This is a genomic window from Aliikangiella coralliicola (genome assembly GCF_007004725.1).
In the GTDB taxonomy this organism is placed as follows: domain Bacteria; phylum Pseudomonadota; class Gammaproteobacteria; order Enterobacterales; family Kangiellaceae; genus Aliikangiella; species Aliikangiella coralliicola.
Map to the genome: position 1 here is coordinate 516959 of NZ_ML660161.1, position 14728 is coordinate 531686.

At 40.6% G+C, this 14728-nt stretch carries 11 protein-coding genes; all 11 read left to right on the forward strand.

What is annotated here, in order from left to right; all coding sequences use genetic code 11:
* Positions 1 to 8 precede the first annotated feature (8 nt).
* The 11 genes from nadE (at position 9) to FLL46_RS05135 (ending at position 14590) form a co-directional block, all read left to right on the forward strand.
* Positions 9 to 998, forward strand: a complete 990-nt coding sequence (gene nadE / locus FLL46_RS05085) for an NAD(+) synthase (protein WP_142892397.1) — start codon at positions 9 to 11, stop codon at positions 996 to 998.
* A gap of 43 nt (positions 999 to 1041) precedes the next feature.
* Positions 1042 to 1461: a VOC family protein gene (locus tag FLL46_RS05090; RefSeq protein ID WP_142892398.1), complete on the forward strand. Its 420-nt coding sequence runs from the start codon at positions 1042 to 1044 to the stop codon at positions 1459 to 1461.
* A 107-nt stretch (positions 1462 to 1568) separates the two neighbouring features.
* Positions 1569 to 2660, forward strand: coding sequence for a GNAT family N-acetyltransferase (locus FLL46_RS05095; RefSeq protein WP_142892399.1), 1092 nt, complete (start codon positions 1569 to 1571; stop codon positions 2658 to 2660).
* Between the two features lie 65 nt (positions 2661 to 2725).
* A complete protein-coding gene (locus FLL46_RS05100; protein WP_142892400.1) occupies positions 2726 to 3811 on the forward strand; it encodes an acyltransferase family protein in 1086 nt (361 codons plus the stop codon).
* 248 nt (positions 3812 to 4059) lie between these two features.
* Positions 4060 to 4755, forward strand: coding sequence for a phosphate regulon transcriptional regulator PhoB (gene phoB, locus FLL46_RS05105; RefSeq protein ID WP_142892401.1), 696 nt, complete (start codon positions 4060 to 4062; stop codon positions 4753 to 4755).
* A 16-nt stretch (positions 4756 to 4771) separates the two neighbouring features.
* On the forward strand, positions 4772 to 6079 hold the full coding sequence (gene phoR / locus FLL46_RS05110; protein WP_142892402.1) for a phosphate regulon sensor histidine kinase PhoR: 1308 nt from the start codon (positions 4772 to 4774) through the stop codon (positions 6077 to 6079).
* A gap of 472 nt (positions 6080 to 6551) precedes the next feature.
* Positions 6552 to 9413 (forward strand): family 20 glycosylhydrolase, encoded by a 2862-nt coding sequence (locus FLL46_RS05115; protein ID WP_142892403.1) that lies wholly within the window; start codon positions 6552 to 6554, stop codon positions 9411 to 9413.
* 229 nt (positions 9414 to 9642) lie between these two features.
* The gene (gene nagK, locus FLL46_RS05120) at positions 9643 to 10554 is read left to right on the forward strand and encodes an N-acetylglucosamine kinase (protein WP_210418591.1); all 912 of its coding nucleotides are present in this window, start codon (positions 9643 to 9645) and stop codon (positions 10552 to 10554) included.
* 39 nt (positions 10555 to 10593) lie between these two features.
* Positions 10594 to 11649, forward strand: coding sequence for a glucosamine-6-phosphate deaminase NagB-II (gene nagB-II / locus FLL46_RS05125; protein ID WP_210418592.1), 1056 nt, complete (start codon positions 10594 to 10596; stop codon positions 11647 to 11649).
* The gene (gene nagA / locus FLL46_RS05130) at positions 11649 to 12785 is read left to right on the forward strand and encodes an N-acetylglucosamine-6-phosphate deacetylase (protein WP_142892404.1); all 1137 of its coding nucleotides are present in this window, start codon (positions 11649 to 11651) and stop codon (positions 12783 to 12785) included. Before nagB-II ends, nagA begins: the two co-directional genes overlap by 1 nt.
* 26 nt (positions 12786 to 12811) lie before the next feature.
* Positions 12812 to 14590, forward strand: a complete 1779-nt coding sequence (locus FLL46_RS05135) for a sodium:solute symporter family protein (protein WP_142892405.1) — start codon at positions 12812 to 12814, stop codon at positions 14588 to 14590.
* The last annotated feature ends 138 nt before the right edge of the window (positions 14591 to 14728 follow it).

Genomic DNA, 14728 nt, shown 5'->3' on the forward strand with positions numbered 1-14728 from the left:
ATAACAAAATGACAACTAACAGCTATGGGCTAGACCCGGTTTTGGCAATCGATTTTGATCAGGAAGTAGAAAAAATAACTCAACAAATGCGTCACATTTTAAGTCGTGATCTGCATCGTCGTGGTTTTGTTATCGCAATGTCGGGCGGGATTGATAGCTCTGTCTGTGCAGCTTTGGCTGTAAAGGCATTGGGTGTGAAAAAAGTATTTGGTTTGTTAATGCCAGAGCAAGACTCCTCAGCAAATAGTGAAAACCTGGGCGCCTTACTCGCTGAGCACTTAGGTATTGAATATACCGTAGACAACATCGCACCAACATTAGATGCGATTGGCTGCTATCAATGGCGGGACGACGCGATTCGACAAGTGTTCCCAGAATATACCGATGAATGGAAAAATAAAATTGTTATTGCCGGCGGCCTTGATGGGCAGATTAACCACTACAAGATAGTTGTTGAAAACCCTGACGGAGAAAGATTTGAAGAAGTCTTGCCACTTAAAGCTTATCTAACTGTAGTTGCAGCAACTAACCATAAACAGAGAATTCGTAAAACATTAGAGTATTTCCATGCTGATCGATTGAATTATGCTGTTATCGGAACGCCTAATCGATTGGAATACGATCAAGGCTTTTTTGTTAAGAATGGTGATGGTTCTGCAGATATTAAACCTATTGCGCATTTGTATAAGTCGCAGGTTTATGCAATGGCTAAGCATCTCGGTCTGCCAGATCCTATTTGTAACTCTACACCAACCACAGACACTTATAGTCTTGAACAAGGCCAAGATGAGTTCTATTTCGCGCTGCCGTATCAAAAAATGGATATTGCTGTTTGGTGCCTGAATAATGGCAAAAGCGAAGCAGAGCTTGCTGAAAAAATCGGCTGTACACCAGAGCAAGCTAAATTTGTTTATCATGACATAGTGTCAAAGCGAAGAACCACTGATTACTTACACAAAAAAGCTGTATTGATAGAAGATGTTGATTTGAGTATATAAGCTAAGCTTAAGTAAGTATTCAATCACTAAGGAGAGTTGGCTGATGGATATAGACCACGTATGCATTGCAGTGCGCAATATTGATAAGACAGGTGAACATTTAAGTCGGTTTCTTGGTTATTCTGCAAAAACCAGAAAAGTTACCAACACTCGCCAAAAAGTGGTGGTTCAGTTCTATCAAAAGCCAGGTTCAATCGATATCAAGTTGATAGAGCCCAGCAGTAAAGACTCTCCGTTAATTCCTTTTTTGAAAAAAGGAGAAGGCCTTCATCACTTAGGGATGAAGGTCGATAAGGTTGATAAAGCGCTAAATGAGTTGTCTGATCTTGGTGCAATAATCAACACACAACCTGAACCAGGTGAAGCGTTTGACGATGAGCAAATCGCTTTTACTTATCTGGGGGGAGGGTTAAATATCGAAATATTTGATACTGATAAACGCCGTGATTTATTAACTTCTTAGAAGATAATCAACTGTTGAAAAACACTTAAAAAGTACATTTCACTAATTGTGTTAAATGGTGTAGTTTTTAGTCAAAAGCAAAATGGGTTAAGAGCAGATAATAAAAGATGAATAAGCAGCGAATGATTATTGATAGGTTCTATCAGAACTTCAAGGACTCTTTTTATCATGATGTTCCTGTTAAACATCCTGACGCATTAAGCGATTTCAGGAAAGCTGAGTTTGGTGAAAAATCGCTTCAGGAAAAGGATTGTTTTAATCAATGGATGTATCAACAAAACCAAAATAATCAACGAATTTATTGCTACGTTGATGATCAAGTTGTCGGTCATCAAAGCGCGATGAAAGTTGATTTGAAAGTGGGTGACAAAGTTGTTAAGGCGGCTTATGCAACTGACTTACGAGTTCGTCCTGAGTGGAAAATGAAAGGACTTGGTGTAGCCTTGATGGGAAAGTTGATTAATGATTATGATGTGGTGATTAGCCTCGGTGTATCTGACGAAGCATACAAAATGTTTAAGCGCCAGGGTTGGATTGATTTAGGGAAAACGAATTTTTATTTGAAGCCGCTCACTATCAAGGGGCTATTTTCTAAAGATGCGCCGATGACACCCGCAATTCGCTTGCGTAATTACTTAGCGCTCGTTTATTCCAAAATGAATGATTTGATTTGTTCAATTGTCTCTCCTTCTTTGGAGCTTGCTCCGTTCACCCAGTTTAATGATTCACATGAAAAGCTTTGCGAGTTGACTACTAATGAAAGCAAGAACTGGGTCAGAAAGAATAAAGAATATCTAAATTGGCGCTTTTTCTCATTTCCAGGAAAGTACCAGTACGAAGCATTTCAATCTTTTGATAAGAATGGAGAACTTAGCGGCTTCGCCGTGGTAAAGAAAACACCATGGAAAGATAGGGAAGCTCTGGTCATTGTTGAACTGCATACACGAGAAGATAATCTCGATGCATTTGTACATCAATTGATCAAAAAGGCCAAGCAGAAAAAAGTGGATGTTGTTTTATTTCAAGGCATTGAGCCATTAGTTGAAAAAGCACTACTTAAACGCGCTTTCTTCATCAGACCTTATGGTGATCGTTTTATTATTTATAATAATCGACCAGAATTGCAGGATGCGATGAAAGACGTTGCTAATTGGGAGATTAGTTTTAGCGACTCAGATATGGATTTCTGTTTTTATTAATCATTAATTATTGCTGTCATTTCAGATATATTTGACCCGATAAAAAATTAAAATAAAGAGTTAGTATGAATCCTGGGTTAACCTCCTATCGTTTTTTTGCTTTTTTCGCTGTCTTCCTCTTTCACTATGGTGTGTTTGAATTTGGATATATGGGCGTGCACGCGTTTTTTGTCTTGTCCGGCTTTTTGTTGACGCCCATATTACTTGAAATGAAAAGTAATCTATCAACCAGGCGGTACTACATTAATTTTTATGGTAGAAGGGCGCTGAGAATATTCCCGCTATATTTTTCGTATCTAGCGCTTATTTCGATAGTGGCTTATGTTGCGATTAATATTTTTGATTATGACCTGAACGATCGACTAGGCAGAACGCTTGAACAACTTGTTTATGCGGCTACCTATACCTATAACTTTTTCACCATATCAAGCGCCTATGAACAGACTCAAACGCTCACTCATTTCTGGTCTTTGGCGGTAGAGGAGCAATTTTATCTTATCTGGCCATTGCTGCTGATGGTTGTCCCGAAAGAGAAAGTGAAGACAGTGCTATTAGCGATCATCGCGTTAGGGCCTGTTATCAGGGGCATTGCGGCTGTGGTCGCTGTACAATGGCCCGACATATTTAATAAATATGACATGACAGCCTATACCTTTACTTTCTCTAATTTTGATGCCTTTGCTATTGGCGGGCTGTTTGCAGTTTATATTCAACAAATTGAGTGGCGCTGGATTATCGCATTGGCTGTGGTGACCTTCATGATTGGAATTGGTAGTGAGTATTTGATGGGAGAAGGTATTAAAGTGACAGCCTTAGGTTTTAAGCCCTTTATGAGCGACTCATATAAATATATCTGGGGATTTAGCCTATTTTCGATTCTGTTTGCTTGTTTACTAGTTAAAATTAAGAATCGAGAGGTATTACCACAAATATTAGAACATAAAGTTCTAGTTTATCTCGGTTCAATTTCTTACGGACTATACGTTTACCATTTTCCGATTATGTATTTTCTTAAACATGAGCTCCAATCTATACCTGGCATGGTCAATCTGGGGCTTATTTTCTTCATTAGTATTCTGGTCGCAAGCCTGAGCTATGAACTGTTAGAAAAACGCTTTTTAGCGAAAAAAGACATCTTATTTCATCGATAATAGAGAGAAATGTGCTAAATATTGTAGATATGATCAATATCTCTATATTGTAATAAAGGCAGATTTTTATAGAGATAGCATTGATGAAAAATGACAGGTGTTAGGAAATTGCGCTCCAATGTCATAATATTGTCATTATTTGTTAACAAAATACGTGAATCCGCCTAATGAGTAGTCTTTTGATGTTAACGAGGGCTAATCATTAGATTTCGATAAGATGAACGAATCTTGTGAGTTGAGAGTATTTTATGGCAAAGAAAATCTTATTAGTTGAAGATGAGCAGCCAATTCGTGAAATGTTGCGTTACGCACTTGAACGAGAGGACTATATGGTTGAGGAAGCTGATTGTGCAGAAAAGGCGCGAGAAATGTTGGCTCGCAAACGCCCTGATTTGATTGTTGTTGACTGGATGATGCCTGGAGAGAGTGGTGTAGAGTTTATTCGCCGTTTGCGTAAGGATGAAATTCTCGCTGATTTACCCGTTATTATGTTGACAGCGAGAGTCGAAGAAAAAGACAAAGTAAAAGGGCTTGATTGTGGTGCAGATGATTATTTAACCAAGCCTGTTGGTATCAAAGAGTTTATTGCTAGAATCAAAGCGTTACTACGCCGAACATCTCAAGCAGATGAGGAAGATAAGTTAAATGCTGATGGCATGGAGCTGAATTTAGCGACAAACCAACTTACCATTGAAGGTGAAAATGTCCATATCGGCCAAACTGAATTTAATTTATTACAGTTTTTCATAGAACACAAAAATCGAGTATATTCGCGAACTCAGTTGTTGGATTTTGTCTGGGGTCAGGCAGTTTACATCGAAGAGCGCACTGTTGATGTACACATCTTAAGGCTGAGAAAAATCCTCAAGCCTCATCATAAAGACAAGTTAATAAAAACTGTACGTGGTATGGGGTACATGTTCACCCATAACAAGGCTGCTTAGTTAAGAGAATTATTTGATGAATAATGCATGGACTGTCGAGTTCTCGCGCATATTAGCGGCGCTCGTTACAGCAATATTACTCGGGATTTCTACCGGGTATTGGTTAGTTGCGCTGGTATTGCCAACGGGAATTTATATTGTCTGGACGCTAGTGCAAATAAGGACTTTTGAGCGTTGGATTCGATGTGGAGCAAAAACTAACGCTGCTCCTGATTCTAGCGGTATTTGGCAGCTTATTGTTCAACATATTCATCGAACTCAAAAAAGAGATAAAGAACGTAAGCGTCGCTTGAGTGAAATGGCACGACGTTTTGCCGCGACGATTTCTGCTTTGCCGGAAGCGACTATTGTTCTTAACTCCCATCTTGAAATTGAGTGGGTTAATGATACAGCAAGAAGTCTACTGGGTATCGATAGAAAAAAAGACTTGGGTCAACGGTTAGATAACTTAATCCGGATACCTCAGTTAGTATTTCTTCTAGAGGGCAAACTATCTCCTCAGCAAATGGAAATTGAGTCTCCGGTCGATCAATTAAAAACACTGGTATTAACCTGTGTTGATTTTGGTGACCAACAGAAGCTTTTGACTGCGAGAGACATAAGCCAGAGAGTTGCTGTACAAAAGCTTCGTAAGGCTTTTATTGCCAATGCGTCTCATGAATTGCGGACACCTTTGACCGTAATTGCCGGTTATCTTGAATTGGCTGAATCAGACAATCAAATACCGCAACAACTTCGAGAGCAGCTTGGTAACGCCTCTCAGCAGGCCAATCGGATGCAAAAAATACTCGATGATTTGCTGACCCTTTCTAAATTGGAAGAAAAAGGCCATATCAGGGAGTCCGGAGAAGTTTTAGATGTACCTGATATGTTAAATCGATTGGTTATTGATTTTGAAAAGACTCGAGCGAAGGGAACCCATAAGATTGAGATTAATATCGACAGAGCTTTAAAAATTAAAGTTGTTGAAAGTGAATTTTATAGCCTGTGCCAAAACCTGTTGAGTAACGCGGTTAAGTATTCTCCTCAAGGCTCAACAATAAAAGTATGTTGGCAGTTAGACCCCGCCGGCAGTGCTTGCCTTTCTGTTGCTGACAATGGCGAAGGGATCGCGCCGGAGCATCTTTCCAGACTCACAGAAAGATTCTATAGAGCGAACGTTAATCGCTCTCGACAAATCGGTGGAACGGGACTTGGCTTATCGATTGTTAAGCATATTATTGAAAATCACGGTGGTCACCTGGACATTCAGAGTGAGCTAAGTGTTGGTTCAGTATTTATTGCCTGCTTCCCCAAATATCGTATTCATCAAGTTGCAGCGTAAGACTACAAATTCTTGAATATTCACAAAATAGTATAAATTGCTTGCAATTCATATTTGAATCGGTTATGTTTCTCTTACCGTTAAATGACAACGCTGTCATTTGGCGGTGTTTGTAATTGGATATAGTCGTGCTTTCGTCCCTGGCTGGTTGTACCTGGGTACAACCAGCCTTTTTTTTTCGACTTATTATTAATAGATCCAAATTAAACTCGTTATAAAAAATTAATTCTCTCAGTAAGTGAAAAGTTATTTTAGTTGGTTTTAAAACGGCTTAGATAGCGAGAACATAACCACATAAAACAATCACGTAAATACGACTCATAACTGACTATGATATCAAAGTCGACATGATATTTAGGAAATTGCGATATTTAAGTCGCTGAACTATCTAAGTTACTAATGAGCATAATTGGTGTGCCGAATTATCATCGTGATATTATAAAAATAATTAAAAGTAATCATTGGGGTGAATGTGCCTAAAGTATCTGTAAATACAGCATTGAAATTATTCAAAAAATTATTAATAAAGCGTGATCAGCTAAAAAAAATACACACTGTCACATATTTTCGAAGTATACGAAAAGTTACATTTCTGATTGTTTTTTTTATTGCTGGATGTGGAGCTGATGAATCTAGTCAGACAGATAAAAACAATAACGCCAAGTCACCCGGTATTGAGCAAAAAAATCACGAACCAGTCAACAAATCTAAAGAGTTATTAGCACACAGTCGCTTAACACCAAAAGCAAATAACGTTGTGGCAAAAGATTCTGAGAAAGAATTACAACTACAGCAATTTGCTAAGCATCTAAAATTAAACTACCAAGTTATCACTAATCGTCCGTCGAAGGATTGTGATAAATCGGTATTTGATGGTTTGTGTTTTCGAGCTGCTATTTCTTTACAGCTTGAACACTTGGTGACTTTAACTGATTGGCGCATCTTTTTTTCTCATATGTCTCCAATTCAGAAAGATTATAGTGAAGCTTTTAATATTGTTCATGTTAATGGAGATTTACATTACATAGAACCAACAAAAAAATTTACCACCTGGTCGATTGGAAAAGCAGAAAAAATCGAGTTCATTGCTGGCGTTTGGCATATTTCCGAGTATGATTCGCCGCCAAATTTTTATGTTGTTGTAGATGGTCTTAAACCTGCGATTATTGATTCAACTCGTTCAGTAATTGATCCTGAGACTTTGCTGGAAACCTTGCCCCATGTTACTCCATTTACAGAACAAGATAGTCAGTTTAAAAGAACATCAAAAGACAGTTCGGTTTGGGCAACAGCATCTCAATTATTTGAGGTTAATAAATCGATAGAGCAAAAACCACTGGATGTCTCAGCTCGAATTATTCCCAAGCCTAAATCTGTTCAACTGCTTTCAAAGCAAGATACTTTAAACATTTCTCAAGGCATTCAGCTAACTCCTAATGAATTCAACATTGACAAAAATAGTGTTGCCGTTGAAAGGCTTCGTCGTTTGGGTATTCCTCTTAGTAATACAGAAGGAAAAATACTTAAGTTTGTGAAAAGCAAAAGTAAGTTTGGAAAGGAAGGTTATCAGCTAAAAACGACGCAGGCAGGAATTGAAATATCTGCGGATAATGAAATTGGCGCCTTTTATGGATTACAGTCGTTAGCGGCATTGTATAAGCCAGGAGATCTTAACTTACCATTAATCAAAGTTGTGGATGAACCCAGGTATGCTTTTCGCGGATTACTTTTAGATGTCGCCAGAAACTTTCGAAGTAAAGAGTTTGTTATCAAACTACTTGATCAAATGTCAGCCTACAAACTCAACAAGCTACATTTCCATCTCGGCGATGATGAAGGGTGGCGAATGGAAATACCAGGGTTGCCGGAGTTGACTCAGGTTGGAGCAACGAGATGCCATGACTTATCCGAGTCAGGTTGTTTGTTGCCCCAATTGGGAAGTGGACCTGCTACTTCGAATGGTGCCAATGGGTTCTACTCCATCGATGAATACCAGGCCATTCTTAAAGCAGCGCAAGAACGTAATATTGAAGTAATCCCTTCGTTCGATATGCCAGGACATTCGCGTGCAGCGGTTGTTTCCATGCAGGCGAGATACCGTAATTTTCAATTGCAGGGTAAGCTAGAGCTTGCTGAAGAATATTTGTTAACTGATTTAAATGATCAAAGCAAATATAGTTCAATCCAATATTATAGCGACAATACGCTCAACATTTGTCGAAAGTCGACTTATCGTTTTGTTGAGAAAGTGATTGACGAAGTGGTAAAAATCCATAATCGAGTTGGTGTTCCGTTAACCACTTATCATATTGGCGCTGACGAAACCCCTGGCGCGTGGAAAGAATCGCCGATGTGTCATCAGTTTATGCAAGAGCATGATATACAACCCGAAGAACTTGGCAGTCACTTCATTAAAACAATCAGCCAGTTTTTAGATTCTAGAAACATCAGAGTTGCAGGTTGGAGTGATGGAATGGCAGAGGTTAAAGCAGGCGAAATGCCATCTTCTGTGCAAGTCAATGCTTGGCGACCACTTTTCTGGGATGGCCATAAAGTTGCTCATTCGATGGCTAATCAAAACTGGGATGTGGTGGTTTCTATTCCAGATGCACTCTATTTCGATTTTGCTTATGAAGCAGATCCTAAAGAGCGGGGTTATTATTGGGGCTCTCGCAGTACCAATACACGTCAGGTGTTCGAACTAATGCCGGATAATTTGCCCATACATGCGGAAATCTGGACTGACAGAGAAAATAACCCTATGGTTTTGGATGACCGATTCGGTGCGAAGCAAAATCCACAGTCCGATTATAAACCCTTACTACAAGATAAAGCTTATCTCGGTATTCAGGGTCACTTATGGAGTGAAATGGTTCGCTCTGATGACATTGCAGAGTATTTATTATTTCCCAGACTATTGGCTTTAGCGGAAAGAGCTTGGCATAAAGCAGAATGGGAGCCAGTGTACAATTATCAAGGCGCTGTTTACTCGCAACAAAGTCAATATTTTACTGAACAGCATCGCTATAAGCGCAAACATGACTGGCGTATGTTTGCGAACACGATTGCGCAAAAAGAAATGGCAAAATTAGAAAGTCTCGGTTGGTTGTTCCGAATTCCAACGGTTGGTGCCGAATATGACGGTAAACTATTGAAACTTAACAGCGCATTTCCTGGTTTATCCCTACAATTTAGCGTGGATAATAATGCCTGGCGAGAATACGATATTCATAGTAAGGGGGTCCCTTTATCCAATGCACGTGAGATTAAAGTGCGAGCTAAAAGCCCTAACGGTAAACGATATGGTAGAACCTTGACTATGAAGGTGGAATAAGAAAAATAAACGCATGGTTTTATATGCCAAAATAATTGCTAAAAAAATAATGACAGCGCTGTCATTATGAGGTAGTCTAAACGGAGTAAGTAACCAGTCAGGTCACTCAAACTCCGAATATTGCAGGGTTAGAGATTTATAAATTAGATATTTAGAAAAAAACTATCTAAATTCAAAGTAACTAAATCGGTTGAATTTAGTTATCAATATTCAGATTTGAGGATATTTCGTGACGTCTCTCGGAGAAATGGAAAACATGCTGTATTTAGGTATTGATGGCGGCGGTAGCAAGTGTCGCGCAGTAATCGCATCGCTTGAAGGTGAGATTGTAGGGCGCGGTGTTGGCGGACCTGCGAATCCGCTACATGGGTTTCAGAAAACTCTGGATTCCATTTTAGACGCATCTCTAAAAGCTTTAGAAGATGCTTCTTTAACCTCCGCTATCTACTCTAAGCTGATTGCTGGGGTTGGTCTTGCTGGAGTCAATTTGCCCGGGTTGTATAAGCAAATGACAGAATGGCAGCATCCGTTCGCCAAAATGTATCTAACCACAGATCTCGATATCGCCAATATCGGCGCTCATGACGGTTCAGAAGGTGCGGTGATCATTGTCGGTACGGGGTCGTGTGGTTTTGTTAATTCAAGTGGGCATAAATCGATATTTGGTGGTCACGGCTTTCCAATCGGCGATAAAGCGAGTGGTGCATGGATGGGGTTGGAGGCAATTAAACACACTTTATTGGCATTAGATGGTTTTAGTGAGCAATCATCTTTAGCGACGAAAGTAAGCGAATATTTCGCAGTGGATAATGCGCTAGCACTGTCTGAAAAAATGGCCGGTCGTTCGTCTCGCCAGTACGCAAAATTAGCCAAGATTGTATTTGATTGCGCTGATGAAAACGATCCAAGTGCACTAGCAATCGTTAATCAAGGAATTGACTATATTACCAAAATGGCTAATCGTTTATTAAGAGATAACCCACAACGACTTTGTATGATTGGTGGATTAACTGATTTCATTCTTCCAAGACTGTCTCCTGAGCTAGCAGCACATTTTGTTAAGCCAATCGAGCAGCCTGAAATTGGCGCTTTGCATTACGCTGAGCAGTGTTGGAAGTCAGTACATAAACAAAGCGCTTGAGCACGATTTTTAAATTAGCAATATGTTCAAAGTAGCAAGATGAGTTTTAATATCCAGGATTTAGTCATGCAATCACAAGAAATAAACCTTAGTTCTCCTCAGCAGAGTTTAATGGCTAAAGAAGCTCGTGAAGCGAGTTCAAGAATTGCCGAGCAACTAGAAAAAAACAGAACATTAATAGAAAAACTAGCAGAGCAAATTAGTGTACAAAATCCCCATTCCGTGATGATTGTCGGGCGAGGCTCTTCGGATCACGCTGGCGTGTTTGCGAAGTATCTAATTGAAATTGAGGCTGGTATTCCAACCTACGCAGCAGCGCCTTCGGTAACAACCATTTATAATCGTTCGCTTAATTTACAAGGCACTTTGGCGATTGTTATTTCACAGTCTGGTCGTAGTCCAGATATTCTAGAACAAGCCAGACAAACAAAAGCTTCTGGTGCTTATTGTATCGCGCTACTTAATGACGAAACTGCGCCCCTGGCCGATATCGTTGATTTTGTAATTCCGCTTTCGGTTGGTAAGGAAAAATCTGTTGCCGCAACTAAAAGTTACCTGGCAACTTTATCAGCAATATTGCAGTTGGTCGCATATTGGCAAAAAAATGATGAGTTGATTTCTGCAGTCAATGGAATTCCAGACGCATTACAAAAAGCGGTAGAAGGTGAGGCTCAGTTGACGTTTGAGTATCTTGATCAAGTTAAGAACCTGGTGGTACTTGGACGGGGGCTAGGTTATGCCGTGAGTAAAGAAATTGCGTTAAAGCTTAAAGAAGTTTGTGCTATTCACGCTGAGGCTTTCAGTAGTGCTGAATTTCTACATGGGCCGGTAACATTGGTAGAAGATTCGTTAAAAGTGATTGATGTTAAAGTAGAAGACGAATCAAGCGCGGTGCACGATGAACAGATTGCTGAGATTAAAAATCGAGGTGGAAATTTAGCTCACCTTCATCAGGTGACGCAAGGTTTACATCCTCGAATTGCACCATTGGCCGTATTACAACGATTTTATCTCGATATTGAAAAAATAGCGGTTGAGCGAGGATTAAACCCTGATCAACCCGGTGGTTTAAAGAAAATAACTGAGACACTTTAATGAGCGAGTTGGTATTAACGGTAGAAAAACTGTTTGATGGAAATCACTTCCATGAACAGCAAACAGTTATTGTCAACGAAGGTCGTATTGTTTCAATTGAAGATACAGCATCAGGGGCTCAACCCGCTGGAGGAAATGGTAGTTTAGCGGGAACCTTGGTGGCGGGGTATATCGATGTTCAAGTGAATGGCGGCGGCGGTTATCTTTTTAATCAAAACCCCGACCTTGATACTATCAAGCAAATTGGCAAAGCACATCAACGGTTTGGTACAACGGGTTGGTTACCAACTCTTATTACTGACTCATTGGTTCAAATGCAGCGAGCGGCAGACGCCATTGCCAAGGCTAGACTGGCTAATGTGCCTGGCGTGTTGGGTGTTCATTTCGAAGGGCCTCGTCTTTCTGTTGCAAAGAGGGGAGCCCATGCACAACAATTTATTCGAGAACTTAGTGAAGCTGAGCTGGAATTGTTCACGCGCACTGATCTCGGGAAAGTTGTTGTTACCCTTGCCCCGGAAACGGTGCCAAAGGAAGCAATTAAACAGCTTACGGAAAAAGGTGTAATTGTCTGCATTGGTCATTCTAGTGCAACCTATGAGCAAACTTCCGAAGCATTATCAGCGGGCGCAACCGGGTTTACTCATTTATTTAATGCAATGTCACCGTTGACTTCACGTGAACCAGGAGTTGTTGGCGCGGCTTTGGAAGATAAGGAAAGTTTTTGCGGATTAATTATGGATGGTGTTCATGTGCACCCGGCCGCCGCAAAAGTGGCATTTAATGCGAAGCCCAACTTGATGTTAGTTACTGATGCAATGCCGCCAGTCGGCTGCGACGATGAACATTTTGAACTGGCCGGACAGCAAGTTTTACGTCAAGGCAACACGTTAACCAACAGCGAAGGAAATTTAGCCGGTTCTGCGTTAGATATGGCCAATGCGGTTAAAAATGCAAATCAGTTAATGGGTCTCAGCTTGTCTCAGGCGATTAACCTCGCAACAATTAATCCAGCAAGATTTTTAGGGATCGATAAAGAATATGGTTCTCTTGGCGTTGGTAAAAAAGCCAGTATGGTACTGTTGAATAATCAATGCGAAGTGGTTGCCAGCTGGATTGATGGTGTTCAGGTCGTTTAACGAGCCATCGATAAGGGGGAAACTTTATGACACAAGATACAATTGCCCTCGATACATTCGATTATGTGATTATTTTTGGGTTTATTGGGCTCATAATCGGCATCGGACTGTATTTCACCAAACGAGCTAAGAGTACTAATGATTTTTTCCTCGGAGGAAGGAGTTTACCCTGGGTATTAGCTGGCACCTCAATGGTCGCGACAACATTTGCGGCAGACACACCACTTGCTGTAACCGAGTTAGTTAAAAAAGGTGGGATTGCTGGCAACTGGATGTGGTGGAATTTGCTAGCAGGCGGTATGTTAACAACATTTTTCTTTGCCAAATATTGGCGCCGCGCTGGGATAATGACTGATGTTGAGTTAATCAGCATTCGCTACTCTGGAGCCGAAGCTCGATTTTTGCGCGGGTTTAAAGCCATTTATATGGGAGTTTTTGTTAATGCGTTGATTATCGGTTGGGTTAATCTCGCGTTAATGTCTCTACTACAGGTTTTCTTTGGAATTTCGGCACAAGAAGCGCTTTTCTGGACACTGGGCGCAATGATTATCGTATTTATTTATTCTGGTTTATCTGGGTTGTTGGGCGTCGTTTATACGGATTTTGTGCAGTTCATAATCGCGATGACTGGAAGCATTGTTTTGGCGGTTATGGTCGTCACTTCTGAAAAAGTCGGTGGTATCGACGGTTTAAAAAATGCGCTACCTGCAGAAGCGCTGAGTTTTTTCCCATCTTTTGATAATGATGCTATCTCGACCGCCGGTGTTTTGTCGGTCGGTGTCGGCAGTTTTCTTGCGTTTCTGATCTTGCCCTGGTGGAACTCGTGGTATCCGGGGGCGGAACCTGGCGGTGGCGGCTACGTTGTGCAGAGAATGATGAGCGCAAAAGATGAAAAAAATGCCGTTTACGCCAATCTTTATTTCCAGATCGCACATTATTGTATTCGTCCATGGCCATGGATATTGGTCGCATTGAGCTGTTTAATTCTGTATCCACAGCTTGAGGAAACTGAGGCTCGGCTCGGCTATGTGATGGCAATGAAAGACTTTCTCCCTGTAGGGTTAAAAGGGTTGCTTCTTGCTGCTTTTTTCGCGGCGTATATGAGTACTACCGCCTCACAACTAAACTGGGGCGCAAGTTACATCGTTAATGATTTTTACCGTCCATTCATTAAAAATGATGCTTCCGAAAAACAACTGGTCAATACATCCAGGATTTCTGTATTGATTATGATACTGGTTGCGTTCGGGGTAACCTCGCAAATTAATTCCATTGCTGCGGTGTGGAATTTTCTGCTACAAACTGGAGCAGGATTAGGTTTAGTACTCATTTTGCGTTGGTACTGGTGGAGAATCAATGCGTGGACAGAGATCGTTGGGACTATTGCGCCGTTTATCGGTTATGCGATCGTGACTTTTGGCCTCGCCAAATACGACGATCCTTCTTGGGGCCTACCCATCATTCAAAATCCTAAGGGTTTTTTATTTACCATTGTATTCACCATTATCAGTTGGCTAGTGGCGACTTTCGTTACCAGCCCGACTGACCAACAAGTATTAAAAGCGTTTTATGAACGTATTCAACCAGCCGGTAATTGGGCGCCATTCCAGGTGAAGAAAAATGGGAATCTGGCTAAGCTCGGTTTGCTTTGGATTTCGGCAGTCGTTATGGCGTATAGCATTCTTTTCGCGACAGGTAGTCTTATTTTTAAAAACTGGAGTGAAATGTTTGTCTATCTTGGTGTGTTTTTAATGTCACTTTTTGCTGTTAAATTCCTGGCAAATCAGGTAAAAGTTTTTGAATAGGTTTCTAAAGTAGTCGCCGACTTAAGAAACCGGATTATTGGCGCCGTAAGGCGCCTGTAATTTATTTAAACTGGCCAAAAGGTAAGCAGCATTTTACAGTTGCTTTTTGACAAAAGTAACTGTTCTTAAACAACTTTG

Excerpts from the sequence above, each read along its gene's own strand:
- nadE (WP_142892397.1), top strand. The coding sequence starts at position 9 with ATGACAACTAACAGCTATGGGCTAGACCCGGTTTTGGCAATCGATTTT.
- FLL46_RS05090 (WP_142892398.1), top strand. The coding sequence starts at position 1,042 with ATGGATATAGACCACGTATGCATTGCAGTGCGCAATATTGATAAGACA.
- FLL46_RS05095 (WP_142892399.1), top strand. The coding sequence starts at position 1,569 with ATGAATAAGCAGCGAATGATTATTGATAGGTTCTATCAGAACTTCAAG.
- FLL46_RS05100 (WP_142892400.1), top strand. The coding sequence starts at position 2,726 with ATGAATCCTGGGTTAACCTCCTATCGTTTTTTTGCTTTTTTCGCTGTC.
- phoB (WP_142892401.1), top strand. The coding sequence starts at position 4,060 with ATGGCAAAGAAAATCTTATTAGTTGAAGATGAGCAGCCAATTCGTGAA.
- phoR (WP_142892402.1), top strand. The coding sequence starts at position 4,772 with ATGAATAATGCATGGACTGTCGAGTTCTCGCGCATATTAGCGGCGCTC.
- nagB-II (WP_210418592.1), top strand. The coding sequence starts at position 10,594 with ATGAGTTTTAATATCCAGGATTTAGTCATGCAATCACAAGAAATAAAC.
- nagA (WP_142892404.1), top strand. The coding sequence starts at position 11,649 with ATGAGCGAGTTGGTATTAACGGTAGAAAAACTGTTTGATGGAAATCAC.
- FLL46_RS05135 (WP_142892405.1), top strand. The coding sequence starts at position 12,812 with ATGACACAAGATACAATTGCCCTCGATACATTCGATTATGTGATTATT.